The following is a 19,432-nucleotide window of genomic DNA, read 5'->3' on the forward strand; positions in this document are numbered from 1 at the left end:
TATCGTCACGTTCCAACAATAAAAACTGAATTTTTACAATTTATTATTAAAAACTTTTGTGGAAGCGATTAAAACTGGATATGACTGGATTTCCTTCCTTTTTATAGGTTCGTTCAAGAAGAAAAACAGTACGCCTACAAAGAATCCTCCTCCTACGATATTCCCAAGTGTAACCGGAATAAGATTATGCATAAATCCGGCTACGTTAATCAGTTCAGAATGGGGAGAAGTATATGAAATAAGAAAAACAGCGAGATTCGCTATGCTGTGTTCATACCCTGATGTAAAAAAGGTAAAAACAAGAAGCATCATGATAATGATCTTGGCTGTATCTCCTTTCACACGTAGCGGTAACCACACCGCTAAGCACACGAGCCAATTGGCAAAAATAGCTCTAAAAAACAAGTAAGAAGTTGGAAGTGTTACTTTCTTTTCGGCCACTGTGACTAGTAAATGATCCGCTCCATTGGTTTGAAAAACACCGCTATAGTAAAGCAATAGCGTAAATAGTAGAATACCAAGGAAATTCCCACCATAGCACGTCATCCAAATGAGAAACGTTTCTTTCCAGGACGTTACTTTTTTGAGAGTGCTAATGGTTAAATACATTGTATTCGATGTAAACAGTTCCCCTCCCCCATATACGATGAGGATAAAAGCGATCCCAAAAAACAGCGCCGTCATAACATAAGTAGCTGGTGAATGAACTTCATAGAAAAACTGCCCAACCGTAAAGCTTAATACTAAGGCAAACCCTATATAAGCTCCCGCTAACATCGCGCGAAGCAAGTAATGAGGCATACTCGCCTTAAACAAATCTCGCTTCGAAACGGCACTCCTACAAATCTTCTCGATTGTTTCTTCTTCCATCTCCCTCATCTCCATTCACATGTTCAATACTTCACATTATCTATCATTATTGTAAGACTGCCACCTTACCTCAACAAGACTTCCTGTTTACTTGTTTCGGTTTTGTCATAATGAAAACGACATCACTTTGAACTCCAAGTAAAGTGTGACAATTTATACTGTTTGTTGAGAAACTTTTCCTTTTCCTCTATACTAAGTGTGTTGACTGACCAGTCAGTTATATTTGGTTATGACTATTAAAGGAGGAACATCGTATGCAATCTGTTGAAACTGTTTATCAATCAAACTTTAAAGAAGGCGCATATGAATTCTATGAAAATTTGCGTAAAGATGAGCCTATTACATCCATTGGAAGCTCAAATGGAAACAACACCTGGCTCGTTACGACTTATGACGATGTCCTTGCATTACTAAAACGTCCTTCCTTTATTAAAGATCAATCAAAACTTTTTTCAAAAAGTGCTCGTAGCGAAGAAGAGCCGCTTGAAACGAAGATTTTTCACCATATGATGCTCGATGTCGATCCTCCCGACCACACGCGTTTACGTAAACTTGTACAACCTGGTTTTAACCCAAAAGCAATCAGGGAACTCGCTCCTCGGATTGAAGCGGTCGCTGATCAATTAATTGATGAGATGAAACAAAAAAATAGCGCTGATTTAATCGACGATTTTGCTTTTCCATTACCCATTATCGTTATCTCTGAATTGCTTGGTGTTCCAACGGAAGACCGAGATAAATTTAGAAAGTGGTCAAACTCCATCGTTTCTGCTTCCGACAACATGGAAGGTGAATTTATGAACGATGTTAGGGAGTTTACCGAGTACCTCACCACTCTTTTTGAAAAGAGAAAAGCTGACCCACAAGATGATTTAATTTCCAATCTTATTAAACACGAAGAAGATGGGGAGAAATTAAGTTCAGACGAACTTTATTCAATGGTCTTTCTCTTGATTATTGCCGGTCATGAAACGACGGTTAACTTGATTGGAAATGGCATGCTTGCGCTTTTCGAACATCCCGATCAGCTAGAGCTACTGCAACATGATTTTTCTTTAATAGAGGGAGCAATTGAAGAGGCGCTACGCTATTATAGTCCCGTTGATTTCTCAACCGCTCGCTGGGCTGAAGAGGATTTTGAATTTAAAGGAGTACAGCTTAGAAAAGGGGATATGGTTCTCGCGTCAATTTCATCTGCCAACCGCGATGAGAAAAAATTTGAGAACCCTAACCAGTTCGATATTACCCGCATACCAAATCCACACATGGCATTTGGATATGGCATACATTTCTGTCTCGGCGCTCCTCTTGCTAGATTGGAAGGGAAAATTGCTTATCAAAAGTTACTTCAAGCCTTTCCTTCCATTCAGCTGGCTGAAGATCCGAAATGGCGCAATATGTTTTTACTACGTGGACTACAGGAACTTAAAGTTAAGCTTTAATTCATTTTACCAAGTAGCAAAGCCCTTCCAATAAATGAAGAAGGGCTTTGCTTTTTTCTATAGAGGTACATATTTTTTTAACATTAGATAGTAACCATAACACACCACATAGGCAACTAAGTAGGAAACAAAGGTCCAGTAAATAGTCCAACCGTTTGCGTAGTGGACAAGATTAATCCAAACCCCGGTTCCTTCAATGATTGTTGTGATCAGTGAGAAGAAAAGGATAACGACCAACGGATGAAAGCGAAGACGTTGGACAGTTAGGAACAAATACCCTGCTAAAATGGGATAAATGCCAAAATACATTGGCTTTGCTGCGATCGACTCGGTATCATATTCGGGATCTATGCGCCAAAAGCCAAAGTGAAAACCGAGCACATCAAATATAACCGCCACAAACGCGGCAAAAGGGGCAATTAAAAGAAAAAGCCTAACATCCTTTTTCACGAGATAAATACCAGCAATCCACGGAATTAGAAACGCCGCAACAAAGTTAAAAGCCATTTTCGCTCACTCCTTATATAAGGAATGCACGAATCTTGCTGTATTTATACACAATGCGTTTTATTCATAAAGAAACCTCTCTAACCCCTATCTCATTTCATTCAAATACTCATCCATTTACAGAGAGAGCCTTGAATGATTATACTCAATCTATAGAACTGATCCATCAAGGAGGCACTAGAATCATGATTGCTGTCAGAATTGAAACAGAAGAAGCTTTAGAGGAAGCTTTTCGTATTCGAAAAGACGTTTTTATCGATGAACAAGGAACACCTGAGGATGAAGAGTACGATGAATTTGATACGCTCGATACGGCCGAACATATTCTCGTTTTAGATGAAGAAAAAGCCGTTGGTACAGCTAGATGGCGGATTGTAGAGGGCGAAGGGAAATTTGAACGCATTTGTATTCTCGCTTCACATCGTAAACTCGGAATCGGCAATTTAATCGTACATAAGCTTGAAGAGCTCGCAATTAAGAAAGGCATAACGAACGTGAAACTGCATGGTCAAGTTCAAGCAGAAGGTTTTTATCATAAGCTTGGCTACGAAACTCGTTCAGACGTTTTTATGGAGGACGGCATCCCCCATGTTCTGATGAGGAAAAAACTACCTGAAACTTTTCAAAACGCTTCATCGTAAGTTAGGTTAGAATCAAAAGCGGGAACATACTTATTAGGATAACCATATTACTTAAAAAAGGATGAAGTTTATATGATGCGAAGCGGAAATCCCGTTTTAAAGAACAACACATTTAACAAAACGCGTGATCAAGGAGAAGCAATGACGATCGGAGGAACTGTTGCGAAAACATTCTTCCTCTTTCTCTTCCTGCTTGGTTCCTCCATTTATACATGGTATCGCTATGCGCAAGGAGAAGATGTGTATACGATGATGGTTATTGGCGCAATTGGCGGATTGATTTTTGCCCTCATCACCACCTTCTTTCATCGTGCTGCCCCAATTACTGGTCCGATCTATGCAACGCTTGAAGGCTTTGCAATTGGTGGGATATCCGCTATTTTAGAATCACGCTATCCTGGTATCGTGATTCAGGCCGCCGCTCTTACCTTTTCCGTTATGGGCGTACTGCTCTTCTTATATGCTGCTCGAATTATTAAGGTAACAAAGAACTTCCGATTAATGATCGTTTCCGCTACGCTTGCGATTTTCGTCGTATACATCATTGATCTTGGCCTCAACCTTTTCTTAAATGCCAACGTTCCTTACTTGCATTCGAACGGACTCGTTGGAATTGGTATTAGTCTTTTCATTGTTGCGATCGCAGCGCTCAACCTCGTGCTTGATTTCGACTTTATCGAAAACGGTGCAAACCGCGGAGCTCCAAAACACCTCGAATGGTACGGTGCATTTGGACTCATGGTGACGCTCGTATGGTTGTATATCGAGATTCTTCATTTGCTACAGAAGTTAAGAAGATAACGAACAAAAGCCACGTCCCGATTTCAATCAGGATGTGGCTTTTTTATTTGTCTCATATCCCATTATACTTTTTAACACGATAATAAACCCAAACAGCCCCTTTATTTCCGACAGGCTTTACCTCCACCAGTTCAAGTGGAACCGCTTGTTGAATGGATTCCAAGTTTTCACCGTCAAAGATTGTTGGCGTCGTCTTGCCTCCAATCGCTAACGGTGCAAGCACAACGCTAATTTCATCCACAACACCTGCTCTTAAGAAAGCGCCATTGATTGTTCCTCCTCCACTAATGCCAAGTCGCCTAAACCCTAGTTCATAAAGCTTTTCAAGAGCAAGTTCGATGTCGATTTTTTCTCCATCACCTGCTTTAATGTATGTAATGCCCTTCGTCTCTAGTTGCTCAATATAGTCCTCGCTCACATTCTCTCTTGTAACAACGATTAGTCCATCTGTTTGAGCCCAATCCATTCGCCCCCTTCCATCAAAAACAATATATGCTTTCGATTTCTGAGGCGTCGTAATTGGATTCTTAAACTCTACCCAATCTGAACTCCAAACAATTAAACTTTCACTTCCTGATACGAGCGCATCACAATTTAATTCATCATATCGTTTATGAGCTTCATCATTTGCCTTACCGTCCACACCGTATGACGTCCATTCCATCACATTATGTCCTGGCGCTGTCGTCATTCTTCCGTCCATTGAAGCAAATACGTTGATTACCACTTCAGGTCTTTTCAGCCTCATCATCTCCTTTTGTTCGAATAATTCCATTATAAATTTTCCAGGAAATGAATGTCAGCGTTTTCTGTTATAAATGAATTTACATGACGATTATCCCGCTTCTCTTAATTCCGCCTGTTCCTTTCTTGCATCTAATTCAGGAGAAATCATGAAAAAGATGAGCGTGCCAATTAAACCAATAGTCGTAATGACGATCGCCATCAGCATCGAAGAAAACACCGCTCCAAGCGAAACAGTGACCGATGCAACGAGCATCGACAGGTTGAACTTTAATCCTCCAAACGCCATGTAGGAGCTCCTTGCATCGTCCGGTGGAATAGCTGCCATATACGACTGTTCGACAGGGACGCGGAAAACTTCTCCTATTGTTAGTACCGCCATCATTAGAAAAAGTAGAATTAAACTATTGGAATAGGCGAGTACCCCATATCCAATAGTAAAGAAGAAACAACTCCAAACGAGGACCGATTTATCTTTTAGTGAATGCGGAATTCTAGTAACAAACAGCATCAGAATAACAACCATAATTGTGTTCTCACTTCTTAAAAACCCCATCGTTTGAACACCATCGAACTCCCAAAGAAGAAATTGCTGCGTTGGCATTTCCTCACTTAGGCGAATGCCTATGTAATTTGTAAGCTGAAATTCCATTGAAAGAATAAGGACGCCCGCGATCGTAAAAAGCACAAACAACCGATCCTGAAACACTCGTTTATATGTTGATAATAATTGCATCACGTGTTGAGCTGGTTTGAGCTCTTCTACAACTGGTTTATGACTTTCATCAATGAAGAAGGCAACTAAGAATGCTGTGATTGCCGCTGCTATACTAAGAGAAAGGAAAAGTTCAAATAAGTAATCTTTAAATAGGAACGCGCCAAGTATTCCCCCTACGGCGATGGAAAGGTTATTTGCCCAATACGAAATGGAATACATCAGCTTCCGCTGCGGCGGGGTACTTACATCGATCAGCATCGCCTGGTTCGCTGGGCCTGCGAGTCCCCAACAAATACTATTCACAGTCATCATCGCAAATGTAATGGATGCTGATTCAAACCACGGTGAATTGCAGATCATCATTGTGAAAAAAGCGAGGAAACGAAGCGTCTCCGCAAACAGCATCACTTTCTTTCGACCAAATTGATCTGCGAAATAACCGCCAAGAAAGTTAATACCGATCCCGATAAACACATTCACTAACAAAAGAAGTCCTGCGACCTTTGCTCCAAAATGGACCGCTAAGTAAATTGACATAAACGGAAAAATCATACTTCCGATAAAGCGACTTATAAAGTTTTCAATTAGACGTATTTTAATGTTCTTGTGAAAGTCTCTGAATCTCATTTTCTCCCTCTCCTATTCTATGTATGCACCATGTAGTGTTTAGGTCATTCATTTTAATAGCTCGCCCCCTTTTTCAGATATTTCCATATACAATACCTTATTTTCCATATTGAGACAATATAAGAATGAAAATCCCTTAAGAAAGTGGCCCAAACATAGTAAAAACTCAGCCGTCATGAGCTGAGTTAACTAAAAGAACTTCCTATTCGTCGAGATTTCCGCGAAAATCAAATTAATTCCGCGCTTTTCCCATTAATTCCGCGAATTACAGCGTTTTTTCCGCGATAATTAAAATAATTCCGCGAAACCGTTATAAACGCTGCAATCACCCATACTTCTTCTGATGCTCCTTCTTCTTCTCTAAATAAGCTTCATCTGTACGCACGACTTTCCACTTCTCTTCAAAAATCCTTGCTGATTCGGCTTTTTCCTCATCAATATCCCGCTCGTTCACGTCACCGTCGCTGTTGTATTTCTTGCCACCTTTATAATTCGCATAGCGACGAGCTCTTGTATAACCCATCTGAATAAATTTACGAGCCATGTCCATCCCTACGAAATCATCGTTTTCCTGGTACTCGCGAAACAGTTGATAAATTTTCTCTGAAGATTCTTTTGCGATCTCAGGTGTTTTAAAGCGCCAGTGTGGGAGGATTTCACTTTTATAAGGTTCTACCATTAGAACACCCTGCTCCCCACGACCAACGCGGTACTTTTCAGGCTGCTGCCGAAAGTTAATGTTGTCAAAATCGAGGTCATAATTAAAAGCCATCAATACCACTCCTTTTTGGAGGGTATTCCCAATATGTTCCTTACTGTAAACAATGCAAGTTCATTTAACTCTCTTCCTTCACATTCCTAGATAGTAATTAACCCTATCTCGAAACGCATAAGGCTTATCCACTTTCACATACACATGCTCAATGCTTTTTTTAAAGCCAAAAACCTGATTCATTTCCACCGTTCGATTCAGTTCAATCACAAATGGAGCCTGTTCTCTTTCAAGTCCATGAAGCGCAAACTCAACACTTGCTCGATCCCGCCTCACTTCTTCAGGAGATTTCTTGTTTTCTGATATGGCTTTTACAGCATTCCACTCGATAAATCCATATTGCCGAATGCCCTTTTGAAAATGAATGCCTTTTTCACTAAGGATAACAGGAGATAATCGAATCGCCTGGTAATCTGAGATGATAAATAGGAGCGCATAAAGATCAAAAATTGTCACGATCCATGCCGCGACATGACTGTACTGTGCAACCATTATGTGAACGGCAATGATCTCAATGACCATGGCATGAACTAACATATAAAATACACCAAGGTAACCTCCATCTTTATGGAACGTAAACGTATTTACATGTTCAACGTTTGCTTGGCTTTTCTTTCTCCAGCTAAATAAACAATAGTACATAGCGGCAAGATCCGTCGCTACTACTCGTAATAGAAAACCAAATTTATTTAGTCGTTTGTTTTGAAAGGTAAATGTTTGTTGAATCGCTCGTGAAAAACTTAGAAGAAAATGATGATGAATCGTCTTTTCCATTTGATAGTTTTTTATTAATATGGGGAACCTTTTAAGAATGGCGATAAACAAAACGAACTCAAAAGCGATGACACCTACTTCAAGGACAATGACCATAACATTAAAATACGTAAGGTGTGCATCCGCATGAGAAGGGATCATCCAATTGGCAAGCAACACTCCAAAGAAGACCAATCCACATAACAGAATCCACGAAACTCTTTTTCGAAATCCAAAAAAATAGAGTAACAACGGTAAAATAATGCAAAGGTCAAGTGCCGTTCCAATACCCACTCGATCATCAATAGGGCCAACCACTTGTGTTTGCATGACAAGATAATTCGGCACAATGATAATCAACAATAAAAATACAACCCGTTTCCACGCGATATCTTGTAACGGTAAAGAAAGTGTCATGTGATCCCCTCCCGTCTTATTACCTTCTATTATAATGAAAAATTTTCAAAAAAACGCAGACACTTTACACTTGTTGGAAAAAATACAGATCTAACACATTCTAACGTTCCTTCTTGTGTGTTTGAGGGTAAAGAATAGTCGACAATGATGACAGACGTTAGGAGGATCCTATGATATTTTTTGGTTATGCTTTCTATTTACTTTTAGCCATTCTAAAATTTGTGCTATTTAGCTTCTATACCAATACGGCTTTTCCACTGCAGTTTCTCCTTATGAACCTTGCCGGCATGTTACTTTTATCAAGCTGGACACTTCTCATTCAATGGAAGAAACGCCGCTGGATATGGCTCACGCTTTTGTTTTTACATAGTCTACTTTTAACATCCGATCTCTGGTACTACCGCTATTTTGAAGATATGCTCTCTGTTTCTCTTCTTTCTCAGATGCTTCAGATGAGCGATGTGGGCGGAGGTTTTATGGCGCTCATCCGTTTTCAAGACTTTTTCCTTTTCGCTGATGTGGTGATTTTTCTTTTGATACTCTTTTTCACGAGAAAGAAGACGTATAAAGTAACAAAGAAGAAACGGAGAATAACGGCAGGCGTTACATTTCTTACCGGGATCATTCTGTTTGCGACACCGTTAACCTATAGCGCTGTTAAGGAAGAACAATGGCTAAACCAATCCGTTTCAGATATGCGCGATTATTACCAGCTTGGCTTCTGGGGCTATCACGGCGTTGATCTTTGGCGAGGTATGGTCAGCGTTTTTGAGGCTGATGATGATTTAACCGCGACACAACAAAAACTGCTCGAGAAAAATACTTCAGAAAACACAGAAGGTTCTCCTAAGAAACCAAATATCCTTTTGATTCAACTGGAATCGTTTCAAGGGTCACTCATTGGACAGAAAATCAATGGGAAAGAGCTTACTCCCAATTTAAATCAGCTTAAAGAAGAAACGCTGTACTTCTCTTCGTTCTACCATCAAACCCATGAAGGAAGAACGTCTGATGCTGAATTTATAACCAATACGTCGCTCTACCCATTGAAATCCGGCTCCGTTTATACACGTTTTCCGGAAAATGAGTTTGGTTCATTACCGGAGTTACTTAAAGAAAATGGCTACGACACTGCGGCCATGCATGCGTATGACAAGGGCTTTTGGAACCGTGATAAAGTGTACGAAAACATTGGATTCAATCACTTTTTTAGCAACAAAGACTATCCGAACAAGAAAAAAATCGGCATGGCTTTGAACGATAAAAACTTTCTCACGACATCGATTGAACATATGGAAACGTTAAAAGAACCTTACTTTACTTTCATGGTGGCATTAACGAGTCACACCCCTTATGAAATACCGAAAGATGAACGACAATTGGATTTATCAGGATATGAGGATCCGATGTTAAAAAGGTATTATCAAACGATTTATTATGTGGATCAGGCCGTGGGGCAAATGGTTGACGAATTAAAGCAGAAAGACATGTGGGAAGACTCCCTTATCGTTTTCTACGGTGACCATGATAGCGGCCTAACGAACGAAGGCAGTGAAATGAGAAAGGAAGCGAAGGTTGAAAATGCTGTAGATGCGTTTGAACTTGATCGTCAGGTACCTCTTTTTATAAAGCAACCGAATGAAAGTAGTGGACAGGTGGTAAAAGAAAACGGTGGGCAAATCGACATCGCTCCAACGATCCTAGACATGTTAAATATGGATATGCCTTATATGATGGGAAGCTCTCTTCTTGATGACGAATCTAATTTAACTGCATTTCGAGATGGGTCTTTTCGCTATAAAGATTATTATTATGAAGCTGATTTAACAGAAGAAGCTGGAAACGGCACGTGCTATGATGTTTCTAGTGAAATGAAAGTAGCGTTTGATAAATGTGAAGGTCAAATTGAGAAGGTCTTAGAGCAACTTCGACTTTCTGATGCGATTATTGATAAGAATGGGCTTAAAAAAATAAACGAGTAAAAAACTGCGGTTCAGACATGTAAAGGTCTGGATCGTTTTTTTGTGTGACTTATAGTACCTTTGACACAGCTTTTTTGAGAGAGAACAAGCACAATTAAGAACTTCAGAGAAACCCGTCGAATGCACAGCGGTTACCGTTCGATAGACCTATACTCCATCTAAGAAAGTTAGTGAAATGGTTCCTTGATTAATAAACAGAATATTCTTATAGTTGAAGAGGTATAAAACTCATTTTAAACAGGAGGGTTTTATGAAGAAATGGATGGTGTCGCTATTGGTTTTGACGTTCCTACTTGCTCCCCCCTTTGCTCAGGATGCACAAGCCGGTATTATTGGAAAAGGTGATGCAACCGGAACACCCGGCGAATGGTACATTGGCGATCAACCCAAGTCCGTTAAGTCTGGCTCCCTTCTACTCGTATTTGTCCACGGATTAAATAGCTCTTCGAAAACCTGGATTGATCAAAACGACATGGACGAAATTACATACAGCAAGAACTACCAAACGGCTTACATTGATTTATATCCGACAAAAAACATGTGGGATAACGGACAGCTGCTTGCTAGCAAACTGAAAGAAATGAACGCTTACTTTGGGAAGAAAGTCATTCTTGTAACGCACAGTAAAGGCGGAGTAGATGCCCAGGCTGCTATCGTTCACGCAAACGCCCAGCAGTATGTAGATAAAGTGATTACCCTTTCCACACCACACCAGGGATCTCAGCTTGCCGATCTTGCCCACAGCAGCTGGGCCGGGTGGTTAGCTGCCATTATTGGGAATCGAAATGACGCCACCTATTCACTTCAGACTGGCTACATGAGCTATTTCCGCTCCGTAACTGATTCGAAACCGACTATTTCCGCCACGCCGTATTATACACTTGGTGGTACGAGCTGGGGTAGCTTTGGCGGCACGCTCTATTGGGGCGGATTGTACTTAAGACCATATGGTCCCAATGACGGGGCTGTTACCGTTACTAGCTCCAGACTTCCCTATGGAAATGAGATACGCGTTGGCAATTGGGATCATTTTTCGATTCGAACTGGGAGCGCTACGTTTAACTTGTTCGAACCTTATTTAACCCAGTCAGTCCCTGCCTTCGCCCCGCTCAATTCATTACAAGAAACTGCAACTCCCCAACCAGATGAAGCCAGCGTTCTTATTAGGGGTGGCGAATTTAATGGGACAAAAGTTGAAAAGGTACAGATCGAACCAAACACGAAAAGCATCGCAATCGATTGGATGAGCCAAAACAAAGATTCTGTGATTACTCTTCAAGGACCTGATCAAAAAACGTATACGGTAGCAAACACTTCTCAAGATAACGGCATGTTTGAAGGAGCGTTTCATCATCAAATGAAAGTGAACACCCCGACCGCAGGTACATGGAAACTAAAGGTGAAACAGCCTAAGAAAGAAAGTTATCTCTTGCAGGTTGCTTATGAAAGTGAACTGAACGAGGACTTACAGATGGAGATGAGTAACTCGAAAGAAGTGAAGCTTCAAGTAAATAGCGCAAAGATTGATCAGAAATCCATTGAAGGATCGATCGTAATCCAATATAGTCAGAACGGAAAAACGAAGCAAAAGAAAGTCTCACAAGAAGAATTCAACTCACTAAAATCCTTTCCAATTAAACACGCTGGAAAAGGCGTTTACCAGATTATGCTTGATGTAAACGGTAAAACGAAGAAAGGCGCAGCGTTTGAGCGAACGATTCTTCACACGGTTTATATGGATGCCAATGGAAAAGTTTATCAGCCTTAACGAAAGAAAGAACGCCGGACGAATCCGGCGTTCTTTTATACGTATCCTCTACTTTTATACCAATCAAGCGCTTTAGCTTCGATCTCCTCGACTAGTGGATTCTTTCCTTCAATGTAAGCTTCCATCTCATATGGATACTGCTCCGCTAAATCGGCTTTCTTCTCACCATAGCGCATCCGGTCTTCATTATGCGCACTTAAATAGTCACGAAATGCTAAGTGCCGATCAATATCCCGGTGGCCTTTTTCATAAAGATGAACATGGTGCGAACGCTGATCGCCACCTTTTCGGTAGAAGCGGCGTCCAGGTAAACCATTTTCCCCAAGTGCTTCATACCCCAGTTCTTTCATGTGATTATTTTTTTGATCCACTAGACTGAGATCTTCCACAACAGGCAACAGATCGATAACAGGCTTCGCTTTTAAACCTTCAACCGCCGTACTTCCAATATGATGTATTTCAATCATATTCTCACCAAATACTTGCTCAATCTTCCTCGCCTCTAACAAAAAAAGTTCGCGCCAAATTTCTTTAAAGTTCTGAACTTCCACTTTTCTCATTCTTTCTCACCCCTTATTACCTACTCCGAAGTCTAAATCGTGCGGTCAAGAGACCACTTACGCCAAATGTGCCGCTATCAGAATCACTCTGTTTCATTTCGGTCACTTCAACTGGCTCGAAATCCTGTTGAAAAAATGGCAATCAGTTTTTCTTCTGTAAAACCCAGGCCTCCCTGAAGACTCCGCCTTTGATATACTTCTAGATCAGAAAGAGAAGAACCTCCCAGTTCGCCATTCTCCATAAAACACGTTAACGCAAACTCTCCTTCTTCTTTTAAGGATCGCTTCACAAGCGCAATATAGCTCATTCGGCGATGCGGCGCGATGTGATGAAAGCAGCCCGAGTCATAAACAAAATCGTGAGAGCGTGCCCGCAGGAGGTTTATTGGCTAAATTTAAGATTTATTAGCCAAAATGCGATTTTATTGGCCACATTCGAGATATATTGGCCAAAATCAACTTTTTATTAGCTAACGAGAATCATTCCAACCAATTATACCATTATATGGAATATTTCCGCCTCCACCTCGATAAAAATTTACAATCAAGACGTTTGTCATGAGACAATGAGGAGCGTATAATTTGGTAATTGATTGAGGGAAAACAACTCAACTAAGTAACCATGACTAAGTGACAAATGATTATTAGAGATTACGAGAGGAGTCCTATCGTGTCCACCAAACCTTACAATAAAGTGTTAATTGCAGCGCTTCTACTTTCTGGAGCGTTTATTACAATTTTAAACCAGACGCTTATGATTACGGCGATTCCACCGATCATGGAGGAAATGAACATTACGGCAAATACAGCCCAATGGCTGACAACCGTCTTTATGCTTGTAAACGGCATAATGATACCGATTAGTGCTTTTCTACTTGAACGATTTACAACGAGACAACTTTTTATTTCAGCGATGAGTATTTTCTCAGTAGGAACGGTCATTGGCGGGTTTGCACCGAATTTCGGCGTCTTGCTTATTGGACGAGTCATTCAATCTGCTGGCGCTGGGGTGATGATGCCCCTCATGCAAACTGTTTTTCTCATGATCTTTCCTGTAAATAAACGCGGTACCGCAATGGGATACATCGGGCTTGTGATGTCATTCGCCCCGGCCATTGGTCCTGCGCTATCCGGCTGGATTACAGCGAACTATTCATGGCGCGTTTTATTCTGGGCTATGCTTCCCCTTGCAATTGTCATTATTACAGTTGCCCGCTTTACGATGAAGAATGTCACAGAGCTCACGTTTCCAAAGATTGATCCGATCTCGATTATCCTTTCATCCATCGGTTTCGGCGGATTGCTTTATGCGTTTACGAGCGCAGGAAACCTCGGATGGGGCAATATGAGAACGATCCTTGTTCTAACTGTTGGGGTTGTCACGCTAACCACGTTCATCTTAAGACAATTACGTCTTTCACAGCCGATGCTGGAGTTTCGCGTGTTTAAAGATAAAATCTTCACCATTGCTACGATCATCGGCATGCTCATGTTTCTTGGATTAATCGGTTCAGAAACATTAATTCCACTCTATATGCAAAACATGAGAGACTTTACTGCATTCGAATCGGGACTTGTGCTACTACCTGGGGCTGTCATTACGGCAATTATGTCCCCGATTACAGGACGAATTTTTGATAAAATTGGCGCGCGCCTGCTTGCGATTGTGGGTCTAACCATCGTAAGTGTGGCAACGTTCGGTTTTTCATTTCTAGATACGACAACAACCGTTACCTTCTTAACCATCATGTATGCGATTCGTATGTTTGGATTATCCATGGTCATGATGCCGGTCACAACGGCTGGTCTCAATCAATTACCAAAGCGCCTTATCGCACATGGGGCTGCCATGAATAATACAATGCGTCAAATTGCGGCATCGATTGGTACAGCAATACTCGTGACGGTTATGACTACAACAGCGCAAACCGCTCAACAACAGCCGTCAGTTTCACGACCAGACATTTATGGCGTTAACATGGCCTTCCTCGTGATTCTGATTCTATCCATTGTTGCTCTTGGACTTTCGTTCTTTGTGAAAAAGAATGCGACTGAACAAGAATCAAAGAAAACAAATGAGGCACCGATTCGCAACAAGCACCAACCTAAGTCAGTTAATGCCTAAACAAACCTTTATTCACCCGCTCAGTCTTTTGACTGAGCGGTTTTTAGTGGAGAATGGACCTACGGATGATTTCCTTACAATTAGGTCATACTTGTTAGTAAATTCAATTACAGGAATGAGCCTATGATTTACATCTACCATGACTACGGTGGCACACACACCACCTCACTTGCAGCTGCTTTTCATTTACAGCTTTTGAAGCCCTCTTCTCTTCCTTTAACGAGTGAAGAAGTCCTAGCCGTTCCTTTTTTTAACAAACTAACGAAAAAGGATGCGGGCCGTCTCCTTTTCCACGGCCGTGATTCAGATGGTCATAAAGTCTACACAATCGGAAAAAAATCGTCAAAACTCATTGTGCCTGCCCTATATGACATGACAATGATGCTTTTTGAACATTTTCAAGTAGAGGACCAAATTATCCTCTCAAACACATCACCGACCGTACCGTTCGTTATGTCAATAGGAGGAGGTCTTTCTCGTGGACTAGGGCTGGATGCTCTCGGGGTTCCGCTACTCATTAAGGGAGCAAAGAAATGCAGTCCGCTCATCTACGATCTCGTCGAGCATACGAAAAAACAGGCTCACCAAACGACGGAAAAAGTACTAACGTTACAAAATGAGCAGTTTAAAATTTAGATGTACAAAAGGCGCTTCCCATGGTTGCGCCTTATTGTTTTTATACTCTTTTTGCCTTCCAGCTTTTAAGTGGAACAAGCAGATACATACATACCAATAGGGAGAGACCAATCATCACAAGGACTCCAGTAACGACGCTAAATCGAATCGAAAGTAGTTCTGCGAGTAGCCCACATGTAACCGTTACGAACATAATGGCAATCGCTTCTGCCACTCCGAACAAACTCACAATCCTCCCCATTACATCAACTGGGATATGCTCCTGGTAAAATGTTAGAAATCCCGTATTGGCAAATGCGAGAGAAAACGAGAGTATGAAGCAGCCGACTGATGCCATTGTCATGCCAGATGCAGTAGCAAATAGGAAATAACCTAATGCTAATACGAAGGATCCTCCCCCCATTAACATTGATGTCGTCAGCCTTTTGACAAGGAACGTATTGATACCCGCACCTAGTAAAATCCCTCCACCAGCAATACTTACGAGAAATCCATAGGTTGAATTTGTTAAATTTAGCACATCCTTTGCAAAGGCTGCTTCAAGAGAATCCACTCCCGCTGTCATCACGATAACAGCACTAAACAAAAAGTAAATGATGACGACAGAGCGAGACTTTTTACTAAACTCATAAACCATTCGCCAGTCTTTTCTTAGCTCCGTTAATGTAAAAGTTGGGGCTTCTGGCGCATTGGCTATCTCAAGGCTTGGTAAGAAGGTAATCAACCATCCAGCTACAACCAGTGCGAGCGCATTCACATAGATTGCAGTCATTGGCGTACTAATGATAAAAAGAAGTCCAGCAATCGCAGGCCCGATGACAAAAGCGCCTGAGTCCATTAAACTCCGGAACGAATTAAACTGTTTTCTTTCATGAATCGGAACAAGCTTTGTCATGTAAATAATGGATGCCGGATGGTACAGCGCATGCCCCATGTTCACAATTAGAACGAGACAGTAAATCCACCACAGCGACGTAAAGAAAGGCACTACCGAAAGGATGATCGCTTGAAACAAGAGCAGCAACATCATGAACTTTCGTTTGTTCACTCGATCAACGACGCTTCCTGACCATCCGTTTGTTAGAAGCGTTGCGAGCGGTTTAAGGAGGTAAAGACCTGTCACCGCGAGAGCTGAACCAGTTTGATTAAAAATGATTAAGTTGATGGCAATGTGATAGACCCACTCACCAATATTCGCCATCCCCGTACTCACAAGGAAAATGAGTTGAGAATGCTTGTTTCGTTTACCTCTATTCATTTACAGCAGCTCCAATCGCGATAAGTTTTTAAACCAATAAAAAAACCTCACCCCCAGGACGTATTGTCCCGGGGGCGAGATTGCTTATCGCGGTGCCACCCCGGTTCAGTCATGTGTCGCCACATGACTCTTATCAGGTACGGCAGAAGCTGCTTATACCATAGCTCGTTAACGGGAGCTCCCGTTACACCATCGCCACGTTCGGTTCCGATGTAAAGCTCAGAGGTTTGGTTCAATGATGTTACCTTAACTCCTTTTCAGCTATCGGAGCTCTCTGTGTAAGGCCTCATCATCTACTCTTCTCATCAACGCACTTGATTATTTTGTTATATAATACCAGTACGATTACCTGGTGTAAATGCTTATCCCCTGATTTTATTTAAAATCATTCGCTGCTCCACAGACGCAACCGACCTTCTAGTCGCTGCCACCGTGTCTGGATTAATGCTCACGCTATCAATTCCTTCTTTAATGAGGAACTCAGTGAATTCAGGGTAAGTCGACGGCCCCTGTCCACAAATCGAGACGGTTTTGCCATACTTATGTGCTCCATGAATCAGCTGTTTAATCGCTCGTTTTACAGAAGGGTTGCGCTCATCAAAATAGCCCATGCTGTTTAAAATACCAGAATCACGGTCAGATCCTAGAATAAGCTGTGTTAAATCATTGCTTCCGATGCTGAAGCCATCCACAAGCTGCGCGAATTCCTCCGCTTCAAAAATCACAGACGGCACTTCCGCCATAATCCAAATTTTGAATTCCTGATTTTGAATCAACCCTTCTTCTGCCATGATTTTCTTCACTTTCTCAACTTCCCACGTTGTCCGAACGAATGGAAGCATTGTCCAAACGTTAATTAAGCCGTACTCATCGCGAACTTTTTTAATCGCTCGACATTCTAGACGAAAGCCTTCTTCGTACTGTGGGGAAATATAGCGTGAGACGCCGCGCCACCCGATCATCGGATTCGCTTCAACTGGCTCTACTTCATCTCCACCAATGAGTCCACGAAATTCATTTGAGCGGAAGTCACTCAAGCGAACAACCATTGGCTTTGGATAGATATCCTGGGCCACCTTTGTGATTCCTTCGGACATTTTTTCAATAAACATCTCTTCCTGTCCGGTTTTTAGCAAATGCATCGGGTGAATACCGATATTTGAAAAAATAAATTCCGTTCGCATTAAGCCAATGCCGTCAAACGGCAGATGTTTGTATTTGTTGATCAGATCTGGCTCTCCAAGATTCATATAAACTTTTGTTCCTGTAATCGGTGCAAGCTGATGAAGAAGCGCTTCATTGAAGCCATCGTTATTTTGAATCACTTCGTTCGTCGCTTCTTTCTTTTTCACTGGTTCAGCATCTTCTAGAATGCCTTCATACACAACTCCACGAGTCGCATCAACCGTTACTTCCATGCCATCCATTAACACATCTGTCGCAATCGAAGAGCCTACAATACACGGAATGCCGAATTCACGTGAAACAATGGCGGCATGACACGTACGGCCACCTTCATCAGTAACGAGTGCTGCCGCTTTTTTCATAGCAGGAATCATATCCGGATTCGTCATAATGGTCACTAGAATGTCGCCTTCTTCTACAAGAGAAACTTCACTAATATCTTTGATCTTGCGGACTTTTCCGCTAGCAGCCCCAGGAGAGGCAGCTAATCCTCGAACAAGCATCTTCTTTGGCGTTTCTACCTTTTCAACCACTTTTGTTTCCTCCTCTTTAAGCGTTGTTATTGGACGAGCTTGTAGAATGTAAAGTTCGTTCGTTTGGCAATCAAGTCCCCACTCAATATCCTGAGGCGTTTGATAAAGTTCTTCAATCCGAACAGCGTCACGTGAAAGCTGAGCGATTTCAGCTTGTGTTAAGCACTGTTGGTTCACATGGTCCTCACTTAAATATTCTTTCACAGCAACCGTATCCGTTCCGATTGCATTTGCTTTCTTTACGACAAGCACTTTCTTTTCGGCTACGTGCTTTTCGATTAATTTAAACGTTCTCTTATCGACGATGTACTCATCTGGTGAAACCATCCCAGAAACAACCGCTTCCCCAAGTCCCCAGCTCGCGTTAATCATCATCTGCTCGCGTTCACCTGTAATCGGATTCGCTGTAAAAATCACACCTGATTTTTCACTATTCACCATCAATTGAACGACCGCACAAAGAGAGACATCAAAATGGTTGAACTGCTGTTTTTCGCGATAGTAAATGGCTCGTGCTGTCCATAAGGATGCCCAGCACTTCTTGATGTGATAAAGAAGCTCTGTGATTCCAGAAATCTCAAGATATGTATCTTGCTGTCCTGCAAAGGAGGCTTCTGGAAGATCTTCCGCTGTCGCCGAGCTTCGAACGGCTACGAATGGATCGGTTACATTAAGATCCCGGCTAAAGGATTCATAGGCATTGCGAATCTCGACTTCAAGCGATTCAAGCATATCTGTCTGCAGAATCCATTCTCTAATTTCAGCACTCACTTCATTAAGCTGATTGTTATTTTCATAATCAAGCGTTTTCATTTTTTGTGTAATCGACTGATCAAGTTCCCGTTCCGAGATAAACGTTGCGTACGCTTCAGCTGTTACACAAAAACCAGGTGGTACGTGTACACCGCTCTGCGTAAGCTCTCCAAGATTTGCTCCCTTACCACCAACAAGAGCAATATCCTCTTTCCTTATTTCATGAAACCATCGAATCGCACTTTGCTCCACCATTAATCCAACGCCTCCCTACTAGATTCGATTATTAGAATAACACATTAATTAAATTATGTCATACTATTTATTTTAAATAGTTTAA

16 protein-coding genes and 1 other annotated feature are annotated in these 19,432 nt (G+C 41.6%); of the genes, 7 read left to right on the top strand and 9 right to left on the bottom strand.

What is annotated here, in order from left to right; genetic code table 11:
- Positions 1-33: 33 nt before the first annotated feature.
- Positions 34-870 carry a formate/nitrite transporter family protein gene (locus LCL91_RS12450; RefSeq protein ID WP_224882809.1) on the bottom strand — a complete coding sequence of 279 codons (837 nt, stop codon included), beginning with the start codon at positions 868-870 and terminating at the stop codon, positions 34-36.
- A 254-nt stretch (positions 871-1,124) separates the two neighbouring features.
- Here LCL91_RS12450 and LCL91_RS12455 point away from each other — a divergent pair, with 254 nt between their 5' ends.
- Positions 1,125-2,312 (top strand): cytochrome P450 family protein, encoded by a 1,188-nt coding sequence (locus LCL91_RS12455; RefSeq protein ID WP_224882811.1) that lies wholly within the window; start codon positions 1,125-1,127, stop codon positions 2,310-2,312.
- 57 nt (positions 2,313-2,369) lie between these two features.
- Here the strand turns inward: LCL91_RS12455 and LCL91_RS12460 are convergent, their stop codons facing one another.
- The gene (locus tag LCL91_RS12460; protein WP_224882814.1) at positions 2,370-2,819 is read right to left on the bottom strand and encodes a CBO0543 family protein; all 450 of its coding nucleotides are present in this window, start codon (positions 2,817-2,819) and stop codon (positions 2,370-2,372) included.
- Between the two features lie 185 nt (positions 2,820-3,004).
- Between LCL91_RS12460 and LCL91_RS12465 the strand changes: the two genes are divergently transcribed.
- Complete coding sequence (locus LCL91_RS12465) at positions 3,005-3,460, top strand: GNAT family N-acetyltransferase (RefSeq protein WP_098442589.1); 456 nt, start codon at positions 3,005-3,007, stop codon at positions 3,458-3,460.
- 75 nt (positions 3,461-3,535) lie between these two features.
- Positions 3,536-4,261 carry a Bax inhibitor-1/YccA family protein gene (locus tag LCL91_RS12470; RefSeq protein WP_224883199.1) on the top strand — a complete coding sequence of 242 codons (726 nt, stop codon included), beginning with the start codon at positions 3,536-3,538 and terminating at the stop codon, positions 4,259-4,261.
- A 52-nt stretch (positions 4,262-4,313) separates the two neighbouring features.
- Here LCL91_RS12470 and LCL91_RS12475 read toward each other — a convergent pair whose 3' ends face one another.
- The 4 genes from LCL91_RS12475 to LCL91_RS12490 form a co-directional block, all read right to left on the bottom strand.
- On the bottom strand, positions 4,314-5,036 hold the full coding sequence (locus tag LCL91_RS12475; RefSeq protein ID WP_224882815.1) for a RibD family protein: 723 nt from the start codon (positions 5,034-5,036) through the stop codon (positions 4,314-4,316).
- Between the two features lie 60 nt (positions 5,037-5,096).
- Positions 5,097-6,350, bottom strand: a complete 1,254-nt coding sequence (locus LCL91_RS12480; protein ID WP_224882816.1) for an MDR family MFS transporter — start codon at positions 6,348-6,350, stop codon at positions 5,097-5,099.
- Positions 6,351-6,675: 325 nt separating this feature from the next.
- Positions 6,676-7,122 carry a DUF4385 domain-containing protein gene (locus LCL91_RS12485; protein WP_224882817.1) on the bottom strand — a complete coding sequence of 149 codons (447 nt, stop codon included), beginning with the start codon at positions 7,120-7,122 and terminating at the stop codon, positions 6,676-6,678.
- A 78-nt stretch (positions 7,123-7,200) separates the two neighbouring features.
- The gene (locus LCL91_RS12490; protein ID WP_224882818.1) at positions 7,201-8,292 is read right to left on the bottom strand and encodes a hypothetical protein; all 1,092 of its coding nucleotides are present in this window, start codon (positions 8,290-8,292) and stop codon (positions 7,201-7,203) included.
- Between the two features lie 170 nt (positions 8,293-8,462).
- Here LCL91_RS12490 and LCL91_RS12495 point away from each other — a divergent pair, with 170 nt between their 5' ends.
- Together LCL91_RS12495 and LCL91_RS12500 are read left to right on the top strand one after the other, a co-directional pair.
- Complete coding sequence (locus LCL91_RS12495) at positions 8,463-10,274, top strand: LTA synthase family protein (protein WP_224882820.1); 1,812 nt, start codon at positions 8,463-8,465, stop codon at positions 10,272-10,274.
- A 250-nt stretch (positions 10,275-10,524) separates the two neighbouring features.
- Positions 10,525-12,042 (top strand): esterase/lipase family protein, encoded by a 1,518-nt coding sequence (locus LCL91_RS12500; protein ID WP_224882823.1) that lies wholly within the window; start codon positions 10,525-10,527, stop codon positions 12,040-12,042.
- A 35-nt stretch (positions 12,043-12,077) separates the two neighbouring features.
- On the opposite strand, the gene LCL91_RS12505 is transcribed toward LCL91_RS12500, so the two are convergent.
- On the bottom strand, positions 12,078-12,602 hold the full coding sequence (locus tag LCL91_RS12505) for a GrpB family protein (RefSeq protein WP_224882826.1): 525 nt from the start codon (positions 12,600-12,602) through the stop codon (positions 12,078-12,080).
- 670 nt (positions 12,603-13,272) lie between these two features.
- Between LCL91_RS12505 and LCL91_RS12515 the strand changes: the two genes are divergently transcribed.
- On the top strand, positions 13,273-14,727 hold the full coding sequence (locus LCL91_RS12515; protein ID WP_369522954.1) for an MDR family MFS transporter: 1,455 nt from the start codon (positions 13,273-13,275) through the stop codon (positions 14,725-14,727).
- Between the two features lie 123 nt (positions 14,728-14,850).
- Positions 14,851-15,363 carry a DUF3189 family protein gene (locus LCL91_RS12520; protein WP_224882829.1) on the top strand — a complete coding sequence of 171 codons (513 nt, stop codon included), beginning with the start codon at positions 14,851-14,853 and terminating at the stop codon, positions 15,361-15,363.
- Between the two features lie 40 nt (positions 15,364-15,403).
- Here the strand turns inward: LCL91_RS12520 and LCL91_RS12525 are convergent, their stop codons facing one another.
- Together LCL91_RS12525 and ppsA are read right to left on the bottom strand one after the other, a co-directional pair.
- Positions 15,404-16,621 carry an MFS transporter gene (locus tag LCL91_RS12525; protein ID WP_224882830.1) on the bottom strand — a complete coding sequence of 406 codons (1,218 nt, stop codon included), beginning with the start codon at positions 16,619-16,621 and terminating at the stop codon, positions 15,404-15,406.
- A 67-nt stretch (positions 16,622-16,688) separates the two neighbouring features.
- Positions 16,689-16,939 (bottom strand) — a binding site (T-box leader).
- A gap of 44 nt (positions 16,940-16,983) precedes the next feature.
- Positions 16,984-19,347 (bottom strand): phosphoenolpyruvate synthase, encoded by a 2,364-nt coding sequence (ppsA, locus tag LCL91_RS12530; protein ID WP_224882831.1) that lies wholly within the window; start codon positions 19,345-19,347, stop codon positions 16,984-16,986.
- Positions 19,348-19,432: the final 85 nt, after the last annotated feature.

Origin of the sequence: Guptibacillus hwajinpoensis, assembly GCF_020171785.1 — a bacterium.
GTDB classification, from domain to species: Bacteria; Bacillota; Bacilli; order Bacillales; family Guptibacillaceae; genus Guptibacillus; species Guptibacillus sedimenti.